This is a genomic window from Bacteroidota bacterium, from assembly GCA_016718825.1.
Classification (GTDB): domain Bacteria; phylum Bacteroidota; class Bacteroidia; order J057; family JADKCL01; genus JADKCL01.
In genome coordinates this window covers 63956-82486 of record JADKCL010000065.1, presented here as the reverse complement: position 1 = coordinate 82486, position 18531 = coordinate 63956, and the positions used below count along the sequence as shown (strand labels likewise).

17 protein-coding genes are annotated in these 18531 nt (G+C 50.7%); 11 read left to right on the top strand and 6 right to left on the bottom strand.

The features are described from left to right. Positions 1-111 precede the first annotated feature (111 nt). From IPN95_29380 to IPN95_29365, 4 genes are all read right to left on the bottom strand, one after another. Positions 112-1311 (bottom strand): AAA family ATPase, encoded by a 1200-nt coding sequence (locus IPN95_29380; protein MBK9453425.1) that lies wholly within the window; start codon positions 1309-1311, stop codon positions 112-114. A gap of 198 nt (positions 1312-1509) precedes the next feature. Next, complete coding sequence (locus IPN95_29375; protein ID MBK9453424.1) at positions 1510-2925, bottom strand: MBL fold metallo-hydrolase; 1416 nt, start codon at positions 2923-2925, stop codon at positions 1510-1512. Positions 2926-3164: 239 nt separating this feature from the next. Next, positions 3165-3899, bottom strand: coding sequence for a hypothetical protein (locus IPN95_29370; GenBank protein ID MBK9453423.1), 735 nt, complete (start codon positions 3897-3899; stop codon positions 3165-3167). A 307-nt stretch (positions 3900-4206) separates the two neighbouring features. Then, the gene (locus IPN95_29365) at positions 4207-6153 is read right to left on the bottom strand and encodes a T9SS type A sorting domain-containing protein (protein MBK9453422.1); all 1947 of its coding nucleotides are present in this window, start codon (positions 6151-6153) and stop codon (positions 4207-4209) included. Positions 6154-6259: 106 nt separating this feature from the next. Between IPN95_29365 and IPN95_29360 the strand changes: the two genes are divergently transcribed. The 3 genes from IPN95_29360 to IPN95_29350 are packed head-to-tail and all read left to right on the top strand — an operon-like array spanning position 6260 to position 8359. Continuing rightward, positions 6260-6511, top strand: a complete 252-nt coding sequence (locus IPN95_29360) for a hypothetical protein (protein ID MBK9453421.1) — start codon at positions 6260-6262, stop codon at positions 6509-6511. Beyond that, positions 6501-7952, top strand: coding sequence for a hypothetical protein (locus IPN95_29355; GenBank protein MBK9453420.1), 1452 nt, complete (start codon positions 6501-6503; stop codon positions 7950-7952). Before IPN95_29360 ends, IPN95_29355 begins: the two co-directional genes overlap by 11 nt. A gap of 44 nt (positions 7953-7996) precedes the next feature. After that, entirely contained in the window at positions 7997-8359 is a 363-nt protein-coding gene (locus IPN95_29350) for a hypothetical protein (protein MBK9453419.1), read from the top strand. Here IPN95_29350 and IPN95_29345 read toward each other — a convergent pair. Beyond that, positions 8334-9248: a DUF58 domain-containing protein gene (locus IPN95_29345; protein ID MBK9453418.1), complete on the bottom strand. Its 915-nt coding sequence runs from the start codon at positions 9246-9248 to the stop codon at positions 8334-8336. The genes IPN95_29350 and IPN95_29345 overlap by 26 nt on opposite strands. 171 nt (positions 9249-9419) lie before the next feature. Between IPN95_29345 and IPN95_29340 the strand changes: the two genes are divergently transcribed. From IPN95_29340 to IPN95_29320, 5 genes are all read left to right on the top strand, one after another. Then, positions 9420-9704 carry a hypothetical protein gene (locus IPN95_29340; GenBank protein MBK9453417.1) on the top strand — a complete coding sequence of 95 codons (285 nt, stop codon included), beginning with the start codon at positions 9420-9422 and terminating at the stop codon, positions 9702-9704. A gap of 98 nt (positions 9705-9802) precedes the next feature. Beyond that, positions 9803-10408 (top strand): heme-binding protein, encoded by a 606-nt coding sequence (locus IPN95_29335; protein ID MBK9453416.1) that lies wholly within the window; start codon positions 9803-9805, stop codon positions 10406-10408. Between the two features lie 97 nt (positions 10409-10505). After that, entirely contained in the window at positions 10506-11834 is a 1329-nt protein-coding gene (locus tag IPN95_29330) for a serine hydrolase (GenBank protein MBK9453415.1), read from the top strand. A gap of 41 nt (positions 11835-11875) precedes the next feature. Then, on the top strand, positions 11876-12409 hold the full coding sequence (locus IPN95_29325) for a hypothetical protein (GenBank protein ID MBK9453414.1): 534 nt from the start codon (positions 11876-11878) through the stop codon (positions 12407-12409). Between the two features lie 63 nt (positions 12410-12472). After that, a complete protein-coding gene (locus tag IPN95_29320; GenBank protein ID MBK9453413.1) occupies positions 12473-13411 on the top strand; it encodes a hydrogen peroxide-inducible genes activator in 939 nt (312 codons plus the stop codon). Positions 13412-13549: 138 nt separating this feature from the next. Here IPN95_29320 and IPN95_29315 read toward each other — a convergent pair whose 3' ends face one another. Continuing rightward, on the bottom strand, positions 13550-14161 hold the full coding sequence (locus IPN95_29315) for a YceI family protein (GenBank protein ID MBK9453412.1): 612 nt from the start codon (positions 14159-14161) through the stop codon (positions 13550-13552). Between the two features lie 218 nt (positions 14162-14379). On the opposite strand from IPN95_29315, the gene IPN95_29310 reads away from it, so the two are divergent. The 3 genes from IPN95_29310 to IPN95_29300 all read left to right on the top strand — a co-directional run bounded on the left by IPN95_29310 (position 14380) and on the right by IPN95_29300 (position 18531). Further along, a complete protein-coding gene (locus tag IPN95_29310; protein MBK9453411.1) occupies positions 14380-15003 on the top strand; it encodes a 3'-5' exonuclease in 624 nt (207 codons plus the stop codon). Between the two features lie 795 nt (positions 15004-15798). Then, the gene (locus IPN95_29305) at positions 15799-17415 is read left to right on the top strand and encodes a T9SS C-terminal target domain-containing protein (GenBank protein ID MBK9453410.1); all 1617 of its coding nucleotides are present in this window, start codon (positions 15799-15801) and stop codon (positions 17413-17415) included. Between the two features lie 72 nt (positions 17416-17487). After that, positions 17488-18531, top strand: a complete 1044-nt coding sequence (locus IPN95_29300; protein ID MBK9453409.1) for a T9SS type A sorting domain-containing protein — start codon at positions 17488-17490, stop codon at positions 18529-18531.

The window sequence follows — 18531 nt, the reverse complement described above, 5'->3', positions numbered from 1 at the left end:
CGTAGCCTTTGCTGTACGATGGATTGGACACCTTACGGCCTAAGATGCCATAGCTGCCCTACGAAGGCATTCGAGGGCTAAAATGACCAGACCAGTGGACAATGCAGATTTCTAAACGAAGTCGCTTTCCATGATTTCGGAAAGGCTTGCGCCTACTGCGCATGTGCTCCTGCGAATGGTGACAGTCCCTTTGGCATCGCGATGAAAAATCAGGCGCTCCGCAGGATCAAATTCCGCGGCGATCACAGGACTATGGGTACTCACAAACAATTGACTTCCAGCAGTGATCGCCTGATAGAGCGGAAGGATTTCCTTGACAAATCCGGGATGCAAACCCGCTTCCGGCTCCTCCAACAGACAAAACCCATGTTGAATGCTCCGGTGGAAATGCAAGGCCCAGGTATGACCTAGGTTGAACAACAGCCTTCGAAGTCCTGTTCCCAAATCCCCATACTCTACGCGGTGCCCATGATGCTGATGTTTCAGGTGCAAAACGAGCTTATCGCGCAAATTGGCAGGAAAGCCGGCATGCTCGAGGTCGGCAACCAAGCCCAAATGCGACAGAATCGGTTCCCATACCTTTGCCAGGCTGGGCAAAATCTCTGGATAGGTCTCTTCGAATAGGTGTTTGGTCACTTGCTCAGGTTTGCCCCTATGCTGTGCGGTATCCGCAAATTCCTTGTACGCCCGCTCCCGTTGGTGAATCAGAAAGATCAGCAACGCCCAGAATTCGGTGGTTTTGTCAGGCGAAATCTCGTTGAAAAAGGGAAATGTCGTGGCGAGGCTCTCTGCCTCATGACTTTTCGTTGGCGGCACATCTGTCAAGCCAATCGTGCGGTCCCGCTGATAATCAGCGGGTTGAAAGACCACGATGTCCGAACCATTGTTATCCAGCCACAATTCGTCATACAAGGCAGGTTCTTCTTCGTGACCGATGCAGTATTGTTCGTAGTTTTTGTTGAAGGCCATCGTGAAGGCGCCGTCGCGAATCAATTCAAACATCCACATCGGCTCCTGATCAATTTCCTGCCGCAGCAGCAAGGCGTTGTTGTTGATGTGCACCGAATAGATAAACCGGTCGGCAAGCTGGATTTTGACCAAAAACAAGGTTTTGCTCTTATAGCGCAGCGTATTTCGCAAGTATTCTGCGACCATCTTCATCAGGCTGCTTTTGCCGGCCCCATTCGGACCGATCAGACAGACTTTGTCCAAGGCTTGGCCCGCACGGGCATGGCCCTCGGGATAGGTCAGGTCGATCTGAAAATCCCGGAAAGGCGGGGTGGATTGGACAAGGACTTGCGCTATTTTCATTTGCGCGCAAATCTAAGCGAAAACTGCATGTCACGCAGCAGAACATTCATCTACACGAAAACTGTGTGCGCTACATTCGGAAATTCGCTCAAAACATCAACCCCGCACCAACTCGAATTCGACATCAAAGAAAACCCGGAACATGATGCCCCGGGTTTCGATGAATTTCTATTGGTAAGTGAAGATCCGCTGCTTGAATCAGCTTTTCAGCACTTTGCTCTGACACATATAATTGGTGCGCGGAATTTCAGTGCCGCTGATGGCCTTGAATCCGCCTTCCACTTCCGAGAAGTTGCGGTATCCGCGTGCTTGCAAGATGCTTGCTGCGATCATGCTGCGGTATCCGCCCGCACAATGCAGGAAAAAATGCTGATCGGGCTGAATGTCCTTGATCCAGTCGTTGATCATTGCAAGTGGCTTGCTATAGGCCTCTTCGACATGCTCTGCGGCATATTCGGTTTCCTTGCGCACGTCCACCACAACCGATTTTTCGGGTTCGAATGCGGCTGCGAATTGTTCTGCGGTGATGCGGTTGACGGTATCAACCTCCAAACCTGCCGCGACCCACGCCGCAAATCCGCCTTTCAAGTGGCCGATCACGTTGTCAAAGCCCACACGGCTCAGGCGCGTGACCGAATCCGCCTCTTTTCCCGGATCAGTGACCAACAAAATCGGCTGCTCGACATCCACGATCAAGGCACCCACCCAAGGCGCAAAGTCGCCGTTCAAGCCAATGTTGATCGATTGCGGAATATATCCCTTGCTGAATGCACCGCTGTCGCGGGTGTCCAGAATCAAGGCATTCGAAACTTCAGCCGCCACTTCAAATTCTGCTGGAGAAAGTTCGGTCATGCCTTGCGCATGCACCTTTTCATAGCTTTCATAGCCGCTTTTGTTCATGCGCACGTTGGCACCAAAATAAGCAGGCGGAGGAAGCAGACCTTCGGTCACCGCCTCGATGAAGGCTTCCTTGTTGGGCTGATTGAGCGCATAATTCATCCGCTTCTGATTGCCCAGCGTATCCACCGTTTCCTTCATCATGTTTTTTCCACAGGCGCTGCCTGCGCCATGCGCCGGATAGACAATCAGATCGTCTGCCAAGGGCATGATCTTGGTCATCAGGCTTTCGTAAAGCAAACCCGCAAGCTGTTCCTGCGTCATGTCTGCGGCCTTTTGTGCCAAATCAGGACGACCGACATCCCCCAAAAACAGGGTATCGCCGCTGAAAATCGCGTGGTCCTTGCCTTCTTCGTCAATCAACAGGAAGGTGGTGCTTTCCATGGTATGACCAGGAGTATGCAAGACCTTGATTTTCAATTTACCGACGTTGAAGAGTGTTCCGTCAGCTGCTGAAACCGATTCGAAGGCCGTCGTTGCATTGGGTCCATATACGATCGTGGCACCTGTTTTTTTGGCCAAATCCACGTGTCCGGAGACAAAATCTGCGTGGAAATGGGTTTCAAAGATGTATTTGAGCTTCACGCCGTCCGTTTCCAACCGGTTCAGGTAGGGCTGAACTTCGCGCAGCGGATCGATGATGGCGGCTTCGCCGTCTGACACGATATAATAGGCCCCTTGGGCAAGACATCCTGTATAAATCTGCTCAACTGTCATTTTCTATTCCAGATTAAAGTATTCAAAGATAAGCACTTTGCCTCAAACGCCCATCGGGTAAGGAAGGGCCGACCTTGGCTGTTGAGTGGATAAACGCAACGACAGCGTCGATTGTTGCGGCAAAAAGCCTCGGATACTGGTAACTCAAGTTGCAAATCCCTTTCAATCAATCTTCCAAACAATCCAAAAAAACGATTCGATGGGTCAGGCCAATGCCGTCAGTCGTGAAGGGTCCAAATCTATCGTGGAATCCAAGCTTCAGTCGGGGTTTTCGAAACAATTTCAACAACCGCACCTTGCCGAATCACATATTCGCTCATTCCAAAGTGAGTCGGATTTTTGCTGTTCCAATCGAAGGTATAACCCATGCGCGTCCAGGGAAAACCTTTGGTGGCACCGATGATCCCCTCGTAAATCGGTTGATAGCTGACATTCTCTGGAGAATAGGCACCTTCCGGAAAATTTGGAATACATTCACAATCATTCACTTCCGGATCTCTACAGGGTCGAAAAAGGTCTTCCGGTTTTACGTGCAACACTAAAAATGCCCGCGTAGTGTCAGCCGCAGGTGGGAGTCCGAGCAATTGCTCCAACCGAAGGGCAAGTGCCTGCCCTGATTTCTTGTGCAATTTCAATTTGGCCATCATGGCCTCCAATTGCGACGCCTTGGTAACCCATGTAAGGTATTTGGAATCAAGGGTATCCAACTTGCCGGGGGCAGAATAATAATCACGCACAGCTTGACCGCCCTTCCAAGCCACCATTCTTACATATCCGCTTTTGCTCAAATCTTCCGAGGAAATCTGCGCTAGCCCATGGTCAACGCGGCTTGCGCCTTCATTGTCAATAATGGACTTGGTTTCGCGGTCATAGATTGCCTTTTGCGCCGCCAGTTCTTCAGCGGTGACACGCGCACTCGTGCAACCGAGGAGCATCAGAAGCGATAAGATCAGGGTAAAAGTGACTCTATTCATAGCAAAATAGCATTTTAGTTAATGTGGGAGAGATAACGCCCCTTCAAGGTAGCCTCCAATTCTCGAATTACGGGTTTGCTCACAAAAAATGAAAATGCAAGTATTAAAGGTGTGTTCCAAGATACCCCCTAAAAACGCCAAAAGCCCCGGCTTGGCGCCGGGGCTATTTGGTCGATTCTTACTGGTGTTGGGACCGTGGAGAATCGAGTCGGCGCAGTTGCCAACGCAATCAATAACAGTGTCCTTCAGTACACTCGTGTAGGTAAGAAAATGAAAGAACGTCGGTAATAGTATCTGTGAAGCTAAATTATCTTGTGATGATGACCTTGCGGGTCAAAAGTCCCTGCTTGACGCGCACTTGCACGAAGTAAATCCCCGGTGCATAGTGACTTGTCTCGATCACTCTGTTTCCTTGCAGGTCGCCCTGTTCCAGAAACATCCTTGTTCCGCTGCCGTCATAGACTGCAACCTCCTCGGCTTCAAGCGTGTCGAGCAGGATCGTCATCCGTCCATTCGCAGGATTCGGACAAAGATTCAAACCTGGCAACGCTCCCGGATAAACCGGCACGATGAAAACGTCGATCCCGATTGCATTGCCCTTGTTGTCGATCAAGCTGACGTCAAAGGGTTCCATTGCGTCTTCCCAAGGGTCGACCCCGGTGAGGTCGTCGATCATGACCATGGTCACGCCGCCCAACCTGCCGTTGCCGGTGGTATCTTGATGGTCGTCGCGGCAAATCGCCCAGTTGAACTTGCTGTCCTTGACCTTCATTTCGATCAAGTTCTGCCCCGGTTGACCGAGCCAAGTTCCTTGAAGGGTCGCCGTAGCGGAGTTCAAGTCAAACATCGTCGGGTCAAAGGCCAAGCTGAAGGCAATCCCATAGACGTTGGTCGCTGGGTAATTGGCATCGCCAAGGCGCAAGTTGATGTCGATCGTGTCGCCGGCTTGGGCTGTGCGGGGCACTTCAATGTAGAGCGGAATCCCGCCCGAGTTGATGTGCGCCTGCATTTTCTGGTGAGATTGGCCGTAGTTGGCGATGATCGCCGCCGTATCTGCCAAGTTCACCACTCCGTTGCCATCGCAGTCGGCATGTTTCAAGTTGAGACCGGTTCCGAAGTTCTGGTCCCAAGGCAAACCTGCCTGCCCGAGCCAACCTGCATTCGCGCCCTCCCGTGGGTAGCCCGAAGTGCCGTTGGCAACGCCGATGTGCAAAAGGTCTCTGACCCTTGCCGTGCCATCGTCGTCGGTATCCCCCGGCCAAACCTGACCGATCACGCCGCAATCCGTTCCCACCGCGCCATAGTTGAGGATTCCCAAACCCTGCTGACTGTTGCCGTCGATGATGGATGCCGCAATCTGGGCCGAATCACACCAACAATTGCTGCCGATGCTCACGTTGTTGCCCGAGGCGACTCTGATGTTCACGCCATTTGCGCAAAGCTCATTGTCAAGGAACGCTGGCAGACTCACTGCCGTAACCAATGCTGTGTCGTTTTCTGCAAACTGACAGCGGAGAATCGAATCCTGTGTGCCGCCCGTGTGAAACTTCAACGCCACCTTGTTGGAGACGAAGAGCGAGTGAGCGACCCGACCACTTGTGTTCCCGATTGCCGCGACCGTCTGACCGCTGAATGTACAGGAGTCAATGTCGGAGGCAGAATTGGAGACGCCGAGGTCGTTTCCATAAAAGGCGCAACGGGTGAGGCTGAGGGCGCAGTTTTGGACAGCAATGGTGTTGCTTTCAAAACGGCACCTGCGAATGGTCTGATTTCCCGACAGACCTTCCAAAGCCCGCGCATTGCGCTTGAGCAAAGTATTTCGAAGAACGATGTGGTTTCCTGTCGGATTGCCGCTGATCGAAAGCGCATTGGATGCGAATTCGATGTGGCAAAAGTCGAGGTCCACAAAACCTCCCACAGAACCTGAAACGACGATTCCCATCCAGGAACCCGTATCGGGCAGCAGTGCATTCGAAGTGAGAAAGATCGAATCTGTCGCAGTTCCCAAAGCCGCAAGGCTTCCTTCGACAGTGATTTTTGTGCCTTGGTCAAACCGGATTTCAAGACCGGGTTCGACCGTGAGCGTAGCGCCACTCGCTACCAAAACATCCCCTGTCACCGTGTAGGGGCCATTGGCCACTGACCAGACAGTGTTGGCAACAATTGTCCCGCTGACGCTTGTTTGCGCCATCACGCCCAAATTCCCCATTAAAACAAGGAGCAAGGGCAGGGTCAACCGTAGGATCTTCTTCATCGCCAACAGTTTTTCAGACTTGCCTCCGAAACGATAGTTTCTTCCGCTTATCTGATACAAATATCTACCCATCCTTCGCCAGAAAAAAGAACAAAAATAGAGCGAAGTGGGAAATAAATTATTGAATGGAGAATTGAGAATGGAGAATGGAGGGATTCTGGCTGAGGCGGACATGACCCTTAAAATTTGCATGATTCGCCCATTTGGGACAAATCCGCTGAAAGAATTCCCTGGAGATTCGTTTCCCAAGAGGGTCAAAAGTGGAAAAAGTATTTTTTGGATGGGGATGCAGATGAAAAAAAAATTGATTCTCTTTGTCCTACTTCGAATGTTGATCCTCGGTAACGATGAAAAATAGCAAGTTGGTCAAGGCGATTTCCGATCTCGGTGCCTGGGAACTCAGGCATCTATCTGATTTCGTGCATTCGCCGTTTTTCAACAAACATGAGCGCCTCACTTTGTTGATGGACCTGCTGATCGATTCCGCCCCCGAATTTGATGCGGATCGCCTGAATCGTTTGGAGGTTTACCGCCTTGTCTTTCAGAATGGACCTTATGACGAGCAGAAGTTCAAGGACTTGCTCTCGCTGGGAATGAAGACTTTCAAATCGTTTTTGTCCTTTTATCGGCTGCGACAAGACGAATTCACACAGGGAATGGCCTTGCTCGAGGAACTGAGCGTGCGGCAATGGGAAGGTGAATTCGCTAAAAGTCGGAGCCTGCTGGAAAAAGTCGCGGAATCCCAACCCGGGCAATTGCAGGAAAAAGAGCTACGGCTTTTGCGGTTGCAAGAGACCTTGATCAGCTTTTTGGGTTCGTCTGTGAACCGCAAAGCCGACGACACGATCCAAGTTGCAGCAGGATTGCTGGACAACTATTATCTCTTGGCCCGCCTGAAATATGCCGTCGAAATGGCCAATCGCAGGAATGTGATCGGGCAAGACTTCGACCCGGGCTTATTGGGTCCGATTCTGGATTTTCTCGCTTCCCATCCGGAAATCGTACAAGGGCATATCGGGATTCACATCTACTTGCTTATTTACCAATCGCTTACGCATCCGGAGGAAGTCGCTCATTTTGAACAACTTTCCAGCCTGTTTGGACAACATGCGGTGAGCTTCCCCATCGCCGAGCGCCGCGAAATCTATGCTTATGCACTCAACTTTTGCATTCAGCAGATTAACCGCGGCAAGGAATCGTTTTTGGAGACGCTGCTCGACCTCTACCAACGGGCTTTGGAAGACGGGAGCCTGCTCAAAGACGGTTGGCTCGGCCAATGGGACTACAAAAACATCGTTTCGGCAGGATTGAAGGCAGGTCGCTTTGAATGGACCGAACAATTCATCGAATCTTCCAAGGCCAAAGTCGAGCCCGGCGCCCGCGAGAACGCGTACACATACAACCTTGCGAGCCTGCGCTACGAACAGGGGCATTACACGCAAGCCCTCAAACTCTTGCAGCACGTCGAGTTCAGCGACGTCTTCTATCACCTCGGCTCAAAAGTCATTCTCCTGAAATCCTACTACGAACTGGCTGATATCGAGGCACTTTTGCACTTGTGCGAAACCTTCCGCATGTACATCAAACGCAACACCGACCTCAGCAAATACCACCAAACGACCAATATGAACCTGATCGCCTTGACGCGCAAGTTGGCCGATATGCAAAGCCGTTGGCCCGATTTGGGGAGGAAGGAGCGGGACGCGCAGATCGAAAAAATGCGGAATGCAATCGCGGAGAAGGGGAATGTGGCGCAGAAATCGTGGTTGGTGGCGAAATTGGAGGGGTTGGGAAGCTAGTATTAAGTTAGAATGGAATACTGCATCCGAAAAATTGATGAATTATGGAAAATGTAAAACCTACAGAATTGTCGGAAGGCAAAAGTCACAATCTTCTCCTATTCACATTCATCATGGAATACAAAAGGGGCACCTACATTTGGCAAGGGGAAAGTGAAAGTAAGGAAACAGCTTGTTTCAAATGGGTAGAAGAATTGAAAACCGATGAGATCGCCGGTTTCTCAAAAAAAACGAGAAAAAAACTTCACACACGATTATTGGATGTGGACAATGCTCCTATTGCAATTAAGAACTGTGAGAATGTTTGGTGCATGCTTTTTACCATAAAGAAGAAATCCATTCTTGTGAACATCATTCAAACGGAAAAGCCCATTCAGAATTCTACCGCGCAATCATCTGCCTTTTGATCAGATAGTCGCTCAACACCTTATCATAAGTGGTCGCGATGTCCACCTCCACGAAGTCGATGTTGAGTTCGTGGCATTTTTTCTTGAAGATGGCCTTGCGTTGCGTCATCAGCGCTTGGTATTGGTCGCGGATTTGGCTGGGATTTACTTGGATTTTTTCGCCAGTTTCCAAGTCCTCGAGCACGATCGGCCGGTTTGGAAAGTCGAATTTCTCCTCGGTTTTACGATCAAGCAGGTGAAACAGAATGACTTCATGCTTCGCATGGCGCAGGTGCTGCAACGAGCGGAACAATTCGTCCTGACCTTCGAGCTGATTAAAAAGGTCCGTGATCAAAACCACGAAGCTGCGCCGCTGAAACTTCAGCGCCAATTGGTGAATGATCTTGCTGTGCGCGGTTTTGTGCAGGAGCTTGCCTTTGTTTTCGACGACTTCTTCCAGCTTGGTGAACATCTGCACGAGCCAAGACTTCTTGCTTTTGGGCGGCGCATAAAACTGAATGTCATCGTCAAAAAGCGTCAAACCCGTCGCGTCGCGCTGCTGCACCATTAAATACTGCAAGGAGGCCGCGAGGTAGGCGCCGTATTCGAGCTTGGAGATGCCCGTCTGCGGATAACGCATCGAGTCGCTGATGTCCAAAACGACCTGACAGCGGAGGTTCGTCTCTTCGTCATAGCGCTTGGTAAACAGCTTGTCGGTCTTGCCATAGACCTTCCAATCGACGTTTTTGAGGGATTCGCCGCTGTTGTAGGGGCGATGCTCGGCAAATTCGACGGAGAAACCGTGGTAAGGACTCTTGTGAAAGCCCGTGATGAACCCCTCGACAATCAAGCGCGCCTTGATTTCGATGTTTTTGAGCTTGGAGACCACGACGGGGTCGAGGTATTTGATTTCGTGTAGCGCCACTTTGCTGCGTTGTTTGGGTAAAGATGCGGAATTTTGGGGAATCGGGAATCGAAATTGCCTAGCTTCGGAATGCAAAGGCGTCAACGGTCCTTTCCGTGTTGGCGTTTCCTTTCTTTAGCATGTCGACTTCTCCGTTTTGAACCTAAGATTGATATGATGTCCAAATCCAGAACCTTCGAAAATGTAACTCCCGAGATCTTCGCCTGCATCAAGGAGACGACATGGGTCAAGCATGCAGCCATTTATGAGCCTGCGAATGCCCTCACCGGCACGGTGAGGACGGCAGTTCCATTGGTTGGCACGGTGGTTTTGGCTTTTGAATTTGATCCGGAGGCCGAAACACTTACCTATTCCATTGTCAAAAAGCCGTTTGTGGTTGCCGAGCATTATATCTGGGACGGGATTCAAGAGACGATTGACGGATGCGGGACGGTTGGCTGATGGTCAATTTTTCGGCGATGCTGCAAAGTTGATGGCATCCGCTGCGGAAAATGAACAATCACTTCCCGGCTGTAGTTATCTCGCTAAAAATCATGACTATGAAAGGCTTATTCATCACATCCGGAATTTTTGTAGGCGCCGTCATCCTTTCCCAAATTTATACCGTGGTTTCCACCAATCGCACCGAGCGGCAGCCTTATGAAGTGATCCGCAAGGAAAAAGACTTCGAAATCCGACACTATCCTGCTGCGACGATGGCCAAGATCACATCCTCAGCGAAATCCTACAAGGAATTGGGAAACAACGGCTTCAGAAAACTGGCAGGCTATATTTTTGGCGGCAACGAAGGGAATCAACAGATAGCCATGACCTCCCCTGTGCACATGGACATCGATGACAGCTCCTCGACAATGAGTTTTGTGATGCCTGCTGCCTACAACATCGCCAACCTGCCCAAACCCAACAACGCCGAAGTGATCATTGAGACGGTGCCCGAGGAGTACATCGCGGCCATCACTTTTGGCGGGTTTGCATCAGATGCCGACATGAAAAAGTATTCTGATCTGCTTGCGAAGGCCCTCAAGAAGGCAGACCTGAAGCACGACGGGAACTTCAGATTTCTTGGTTACAACCCGCCCTTTCAATTGGTGGACCGCACAAACGAGATCATCGTACGGGTGGAATGGGTTCCTTTGGAACAATGAGATTCGAACGGCGCGCAGCCCAATCGGCCAACAAATTTTTAGAGGCCGTTAAACCTTTGCCTCTTTTCCTAGTCCAACTGGGAAACGCGCGTTGTCGATGAAAAAAACACTACTTCTCTTTACAGTCCTCCTTCCGCTCAGCCTGCTCTCTCAAAATCTCTACTTCCCGCCCACGGTCGGAAATACGTGGACGACCATGCCCATCACCGACCTCGGATGGTGCCAAGACAAGGTCGATAGCCTCTACAGTTACCTCGAAGGCGAAAATTCGAAGGCATTCATCCTGCTCAAAGACGGGGAAATCGTGCTGGAGAAGTATTTCGGGACCTTTACCCAAGACAGCCTTTGGTATTGGGCATCAGCCGGAAAAACCTTGACGGCCTTCACAGTCGGCATCGCGCAGCAGGAAGGGCATCTGAACATCAACGATACCACAAGTGACTACATTGGAACAGGATGGTCGGTTGCGCCGCCACTCAAGGAAGAGAAAATCACCATCCGGCATCAGCTTGCGATGACTTCCGGGCTCGACGAACTCGCCGCAGGCGACCCGAATTGCACGCTTCCCTCCTGCCTGCCCTACCTCGCGGATGCGGGCACGCGCTGGGCCTATCACACGGGCGTGTACACCCTGCTCGACAGCGTGATCGAAGTGGCTACGGGCATGACCCTCAATGCCTACATCAACGCAAAGATCAAAACACAAACCGGCATGACCGGCTCCTTTTTCATGTCGGGCTACAACAATATTTTCGTCAGCAAGCCCCGCAGCATGGCCCGTTTTGGCCTCTTGATGCTGAACAAAGGCAATTGGAATGGCAATCAGATTCTCACAGATACCGCCTATTTCCATGACATGACGCATCCCTCCCAAAACCTCAACAATGCCTATGGCTACCTGACTTGGCTCAATGGCCAATCGAGTTACCTCCTCCCCTATTTGCAACTTCCGATTCCGGGTCCGGTTTGCCCGAACGCCCCCTCAGACATGTACGCTGCCATCGGCAAAAACGGTCAGATCATCAACGTTGTACCAAGTCAGAACTTGGTCTTCATTCGCATGGGAAATGCCAGCAACAATGCCGATGTTTCCACCTTGCTCTGCGATACCATTTGGCAGTATATCAATCAGTTGCCTTGTACTCCGATTGCTGTAACGGAAGGTTTGGAGAATGGATTTGAGCTGTATCCGAATCCCGCGAAAGATCAGCTGACACTGCGCTGCCCATCGGAAATTGGGCATTGGATAGATTTGGAAATCATGGATCAAGTTGGCAAAGTAGTGTTTCATGCCATAACCAAACAAGTTCCTGCGAATGGAAATCTTACCTTGGAATTGCCCAACGGGATGCAAAACGGCGTGTATTGGCTGCGGATTACCACAGACAAGGGGCAAAACATCAGCAAGAAATTGCTGCGATTGTGAAGAGAATTCGTTAGCTTGGACTTGCATTCATCACAAGATTCATGAAAAACCTCACCTTTCTATTTCTGCTAGTCCTTTCAATTTCAGCAATTGCGCAGAACGGCAAAAAAGTTGACGTGCCACCTGGCGTGGTTTACAATTATTGCAAACCTGCCTTGCTTCAAAAAGCTAAGACTTTGGTGAGCAATGAGCTGAAAGGAACACCTTCCTATGAACTCTGCGGCAAAATACTTTTTGTCGGTCCGGTATTATGGCAACGGTTTCGTAATATCCCCGCACTTCAACAAATCGAAGGAGGAAATCTCACACTCAGGGTGGACAATCAAGAATTGTCAGGAAAAATGACGCAAGATATCGCTGACACCCATCGCTTTTGGGATGCCCTGAGGTCGGAAATCGGCGCCGAATCGTTTGTCCTTCGTGAGGCAACCGCAAGAGAACTCAGCTATTATTGGTCTGTCATTTCATTTGACATCGACGAGCCACTGATCATCGTTGAAACCAAGGCGCATCGGTACATCCTGAACATCGTACCCAAAACGATGCAGCTTGTTTGGCTGGATGAGGCGCCTTGAAGTTAATTGTCCATAGAAGAACTCAGAAGATTCTATCTTTGCCATAGATACGCACTATGGGATATGAATCTTCAGCAACTGGAATACATCATCGCCGTCGATCAGCTGAAAAGCTTCAGCAAGGCTGCCCTTCATTGCCAAGTCACGCAGGCGACACTCAGCGCGATGGTCAAAAAACTGGAGGAGGAGCTCCAAGTCGTCATTTTTGACCGTAAACTGCAACCCGTGATCACCACGGATGCCGGCCGAGACATCGTCAACGAAGCACGAATGGTGATTCACCATAGCACGCACCTCAAGGAACTTGCACGCCCCGGTGACCGCCCCCTGCAAGGCAACGTCAAAATCGGTATCATTCCGACCATTGCTTCCTCCTTGCTTTCCATCGTCTTGAAGCCACTGCTGGAAAAATATCCGGAATTGGTATTTGAATTCTACGAATTCACTACCGATAATATCGTGAAGCAGTTGCGCGACGGGTTGATCGACATGGCGATTGCGTCCACACCACTCGCAATGGACGGAATCGAGGAAAATATCCTGTATTACGAAGCCCTGCTGATCTATGGCAGCGTTGATCCTGACAAGGAATACATCCTACCCAAAGAACTTGAGGATCATCGTATTTGGCTCATGGAAGAAGGCCATTGCTTGCGACAGCAGGTCCTGCAATTATGCTCTCTCAAACCCAAGGAAAACCTCCCGAAAAATTTGGTTTTCGAAGCCAATTCATTTGAAACATTGTTGAGCATGGTCGACAATTTTGGAGGGCTGACTTTGATCCCGGAATTGTATTATAAAACGATTTCGGAAGCACGCAAACGCAAGGTAATGCCCTTTGCGCGCCCCATTCCCGTGCGGGAAGTGAGTTTGATTTATTTCCGGCCATTTGCAAAAGGGCGCATCATTGAGGCGCTGACCGCTGACATCAAGGAAATTGTCAATCGCGACTTGATCTCCAATCAATATAAGAAAAGCGAATTGACGATTACGCAAATTTAGGCTCAAGCAAATGTATCGTCATCCTTGAAGTTAGCTCCCAAAATGGCAAAAAAATTGCCCCCGAAATTGTAAACAAAATCGGGGGCCTCTCAAATTCACCTTCTCAAAATCCTTTATCTTCTAGCGCTCGTCAAAGTATTAGCCTTGAATCTTCGCAGCTTGGCCTTCATCGAGCTTCATTTTCAAGTTTTTCCCAGTCACATTGGTGAGTTCAACCTCACAAAGAATGTTCACATCCGGGCTGACCATAATGCCACCACTTTCCAATGCCTTGTTCCAATTCAGACCCCAATCCTCGCGGTTAATCACCCCGCTGATGGTAAATCCAGCCTTTTCATTTCCCCAAGGATCAACGGAAAATCCTCCGAAATTGGCCCAAAGGCGCACATTTTTGGTGATTCCCTTCATCGTAAGTTCGCCCCAAAGTTCACGGTTGCCGGCATTGTCGGTGGTTTGCCCGACATTGCTTGAAACAAACGTAATTTGTTTATGATTGGCGATGTCAAAAAAGTCCTCACTCATCAGGTGAGCATCACGTTCGTGATCTCCTGTATGAATAGTCGAAACGTCAATCCACAGGTCGATGTCTGCTTTTGTGAAGTCTTTTCCACTTGCAGAAATACTTGCTTCAAATCCCTTAAAGGAGCCTGAAACATGGGCAATCATCAAGTGACGAACGCGAAAGGTAATTTCGCTATGTGACTGATCAATTGCCCAGAAAGTTTTTGGTGAATTTACGACTGCTTCCATTTTCTGTATGTTGAAATAATTTTTCAAATTTTTATAGATCACAAAGTTGCAGGATCAAACGCTCAATCAGTTACACGCAACCTGTGAATTGTTACAGCATTCACAGGCAAGGTCACATGTCGCCGTGGGCCCGCATTATCCACATGGGTATATAAAACGCATTTGCAAACTGCCTTGAAACTTTCAATCCTTGCCATTGAGTCAACTCCACCCGGAGAATGGCTCATTCTGTATCTCCAAATGTTCTCCTTTATATGAATTTTGTTGCGATCGATTTTGAAACTGCCAACAGCAACCGGAGTAGCATCTGTGCACTGGGCGTGGCCATGGTACACAATGGCGAATTGCTCGATACTGCGCATTTTTTGATCAAGCCTGTACCCAATTACTATGACAGTTTCAATTCGCAGCTGCATGGCATCCGCGATAAGCATACGCGTGACCTGCCTACGCTGAAGGAGCAATGGGCGGATCTTCGGGAGTTTTTTGAGGGTTTGCCCATCGTGGCGCACAATGCCTCCTTTGATTGTAGCGCCCTGCGGGCAGCATTGGACTTCGACAATCTTGAGTACCCCAATGTCGATTACCACTGCACTTTTCAGCTAGCCAAGGCATCGCTTCCTTTGCAGGCCCACTCACTTGACTACGTTGCGCGGCATTTCAAGATTGAGCTCGATCACCATCAAGCGGAAAGTGATGCAAGAGCCGCAGCCTTGGTCGCAATTCGCCTCTGTGAAAAGCATAAAGTCAATTCGCTCGAAGAATTGTCAACTTCACTGGGATTCAAGGCCGGGAAGATCTTGCGGGACAACAGAAGTTATAAGCCGTTTTCACGGAGGTAGGTGGTTGATAGTACCCGAATTCACTGCATTTCGAGATCGAATTTCAAGAATTCTACATTTTATCCCTAATATTACATCATTTGCCAATCTCTGACACTCCCACACTTTCTTGAATGCTACACTCCAAACCAACCCCCCCCCCGGGGGGGGGGGGGGGGGGTTTTTTTTTTGGGGTTTTTTTTTTTTCCGGGGCTCGGGCCCCCCCCGGCCCAGCCGGCGGGGGGGGGGGGGGAGGGGGGGGGGGGGGCCGGGGGCGGGGGGGGGGGGGGGGGGGGGGGGGGGGGGAAATGGCCGGGGGAGCCCCTTTCCCCGGGTTTTTTTTGGGTTTGGGGGGTTTTTTTTTTTTCCCCCCCCCCCCCCGGGGGGGGGGGGGGGGGGGGGGGGGGCGGCCGGCCCCCCTCCCCCCCCCCCAACCCCCTCCTGGGGTGGGGGGGTGTTTTTTTTTTTGGGGGGGGGGGGGGCCCCCCGGGGGGGGGGGGGGCGGCCCCCTTTTTTTTTTTTGGGGGGGGGGGAAAAAGGGGGGGGGGGGCCGGGCGCGAGAATCACTTTTTTTTCCCCCCCCCCCTTCGCGGGGGGGGGGGGGGGGGGGGGGGGGGGGGGGGGGGGGGGGGGGGGGGGGGTTTCCCGGTTTTTTTGGCCCGGGGGGGGGGGGGGGGGGGCGCCGCCGGGAGGGGGGGGCCCCCCCCCCCGGGGGGGCTTTGTATTTGCGAAAGAAACCATGACCAACATCAGCAACTTCAATTGCAAACCGACTCGCATTCGCTGCCTATCTTTGCGGCGCAAAAAACAGAAATGATGAAGCTGAAGTTCGTCTTGTGGATGTTGTTGGTGCTGGTCGCGGTTCATTCGACGGCGCAATCGCCATTTCAAATTTCTTTGGAGCCACTGGAGATCAAAGAGATGCCAGGCTTACAATCCTTTGCATGGGGACAAGCAGATGGCAAATGGCTGCTGATGGGTGGCCGCGTGGATGGCCTTCACCGCCGGCAACCCTTTGCGTCCATGGACAGTGCGGGACATCATTACAAGCTTGTCGTCGCCGATCCCACTTCGCAAAAGACCTGGTCTGCCCCGCTGACAAGTCTCCCCAATGCAATGCAGGAACAACTCGCTTCGACCAATCTCGAATTTCATCAACACGGAAAGTTCCTCTACATTTTTGGTGGATATGGCTACAGCCCGAGCTCGGGCGACCACAAAACCTATCCGAATATGACTGCCGTCGACGTTGGGGCAGCGATTCAAGCAATCATCAAAGGCGAATCCGACCTCAAACCCTATTTCAGGCAGTTGGAAGATCCAAAATTTGCCGTCACCGGCGGGCAGTTGGAACGTATCGGTGAGGATTATTTTCTGGTTGGAGGACAAGATTTCGGGGGCCGCTACAATCCTATGAGTCCCGACCACGGGCCCGGATTTGTGCAAAAATACAACCATACCGCGTTGCGATTCCAAATCATCGACGACGGCAAAAACCTTCAAATAAAACACTTGCCCTCCGAAAGCGATACGGTTTTGCTTCACCGCCGAGACTACAATATGTTGCCGCAAATATTTCCTGACGGCAAGGAAGGCCTGACAGCATTTTCAGGCGTGTTTCAATACGGCGTCAACATCCCTTGGCTACATTGTCTTGACATTCATGCCGATGGAATGCGACAATCCCCCGGTTTTTTCCTATATTACAACCATTACCATTGCGCCAGGATTCCAATTTTTGACGCGCAAAGCAAGGAAATGCACAACTTGTTTTTTGGTGGAATTGCGGCCTATTATGACAGTCTCGGCGTGTTGACCCACAATCGCGACGTGCCATTTGTCAAAACAATTGCCCGCGTCACACGCACCGCAGACGGCAAAATGGCGGAATTCAAACTCCCCGTCGAAATGCCGGATTACCTCGGCGCAAGCAGCGAATTCATTCCTGCGCCTGACCTTCCAAAATATGAAAACGGCGTGCTCAAACTCGATGAAATGACCGGGAAGAGTGTATTGCTCGGCTATATTGTGGGCGGCATCGACAGCCAAGACGACAACATCTTCTGGGTCAATGAAGGTGAGCACAGCAAGGCGACTTCGCAGGTATGGAAGGTTTACCTTCGCAGGAATGCAAACGCCACCCAAGACGTACTCAATACCCACAGCATCAGCCCGATGCAATTGCAGGTATTGCCGAATCCATTCAAGGGGGAAATTGAAATCGACTTCAATATGGTCGCCTTCGGACATGCATCGATCCAATTGTACAAAGGCGAAAAGAAACTGCTGCTCTCCTCCCAACTGATGAACAATCCCGTCGGCCCGATGCATTGGAAAAGCGAATGCAAACAATTGAAAAAAGGGGGAATTTTCACCGTTGTCGTGACCGCCAATGGAGAAACGGCACGTATCAGGCTCGTGGTCGAGCTTTGATGCTTGGGTGAAAATCGTTTAGAATTTCTAAATTTGCCTACTTTGGACAACTAAAGTCTGAAGCAATTTTCTATGAAAAGATCATTGATTCTCCCGCTCTTGCTCTTATTAAGCTTCTTTGGTGCCAAGGCACAGGTCCCGTCCGATTGCACCGTCCCTCCCGTGCTGCGGCAGGAATACGCCCGCGATGTCATCAACCTTGCAATGACCGACATGTATGGTGCATCCAGTCCAGACACAGCCTTCGTTCATGTTCCGGCGACTTGGACCGAACCGATTTGGGCCGGATTGGCGGCCATTTACAATGCGACGCCACTCGCGGAGCGTGACTCCGTATTCAATCTCTATTGTGTTCATGATCAGACGAGCATGATTCAAACCTACCAAGGTTATCTGATTCAAATCGATACCAATTTTTCATGGACGCAAGCCTGGCAAAATCTCACGACCCTCACGGGCAACGCGCCGCTCGATGCCATGCTCACCCGCTATGATTTGGAACTTTCGCAGTATTTCAACTGGTCATTTGGCCAATATGCGCTGCTTCAATCGGACTCACTGTGGAACAACCGCGCCCTGATCGACAGCTTGGAAACCATTCAAGGCATTGTCTACGGTGAGCCCGATCAGATCATTGGATCCGCCGGAAAAATCCAGTATTCAACGATCGGAAATGACCGGTATTATGACTTTTTCTTCGAATGGAGTGATTGCTTTGATGGTTGCGACAACTCTCACGTATGGCACTTCAAGGTTTTGGCCGATTGCAGCGTAGAATATTTGGGTTTTGACGAGTGGGGCTTTTTTGGCGTCTTACCGCTTCCTGCGCCGTTGAACTGCAACATTTCGACGGGTCAGTTGGCGGCGAATCCGACGCGTGAATTTGAGGTTTTCCCCAATCCGACCTCGGGAAAAATCAGGGTTGAATTCGCTGATTTTCACGATGAACGCTCCGTACTCACATTGCAGGATGTCAATGGCCGCAACCTCGCGACCTTTGACGGATCAAATCATACGGTGGAGATCGACCTCAGTGTTTATGCAGCAGGGATTTACAACATGGTCCTCACCACCGATCAGAAAATCCTCGGAAGTTGCCGCGTGGTGAAGCGGTAG

Bases quoted from the DNA above. Each gene is read 5' to 3' on its own strand.
- IPN95_29300 (MBK9453409.1), top strand. From the start codon at position 17,488: ATGAAAAGATCATTGATTCTCCCGCTCTTGCTCTTATTAAGCTTCTTT.
- IPN95_29330 (MBK9453415.1), top strand. From the start codon at position 10,506: ATGAAAAAAACACTACTTCTCTTTACAGTCCTCCTTCCGCTCAGCCTG.
- IPN95_29310 (MBK9453411.1), top strand. From the start codon at position 14,380: ATGGCTCATTCTGTATCTCCAAATGTTCTCCTTTATATGAATTTTGTT.
- IPN95_29365 (MBK9453422.1), bottom strand. From the start codon at position 6,153: ATGAAGAAGATCCTACGGTTGACCCTGCCCTTGCTCCTTGTTTTAATG.
- IPN95_29370 (MBK9453423.1), bottom strand. From the start codon at position 3,899: ATGAATAGAGTCACTTTTACCCTGATCTTATCGCTTCTGATGCTCCTC.
- IPN95_29335 (MBK9453416.1), top strand. From the start codon at position 9,803: ATGAAAGGCTTATTCATCACATCCGGAATTTTTGTAGGCGCCGTCATC.
- IPN95_29375 (MBK9453424.1), bottom strand. From the start codon at position 2,925: ATGACAGTTGAGCAGATTTATACAGGATGTCTTGCCCAAGGGGCCTAT.
- IPN95_29350 (MBK9453419.1), top strand. From the start codon at position 7,997: ATGGAAAATGTAAAACCTACAGAATTGTCGGAAGGCAAAAGTCACAAT.
- IPN95_29315 (MBK9453412.1), bottom strand. From the start codon at position 14,161: ATGGAAGCAGTCGTAAATTCACCAAAAACTTTCTGGGCAATTGATCAG.
- IPN95_29340 (MBK9453417.1), top strand. From the start codon at position 9,420: ATGTCCAAATCCAGAACCTTCGAAAATGTAACTCCCGAGATCTTCGCC.
- IPN95_29325 (MBK9453414.1), top strand. From the start codon at position 11,876: ATGAAAAACCTCACCTTTCTATTTCTGCTAGTCCTTTCAATTTCAGCA.
- IPN95_29380 (MBK9453425.1), bottom strand. From the start codon at position 1,311: ATGAAAATAGCGCAAGTCCTTGTCCAATCCACCCCGCCTTTCCGGGAT.
- IPN95_29305 (MBK9453410.1), top strand. From the start codon at position 15,799: ATGAAGCTGAAGTTCGTCTTGTGGATGTTGTTGGTGCTGGTCGCGGTT.
- IPN95_29355 (MBK9453420.1), top strand. From the start codon at position 6,501: ATGAAAAATAGCAAGTTGGTCAAGGCGATTTCCGATCTCGGTGCCTGG.
- IPN95_29320 (MBK9453413.1), top strand. From the start codon at position 12,473: ATGAATCTTCAGCAACTGGAATACATCATCGCCGTCGATCAGCTGAAA.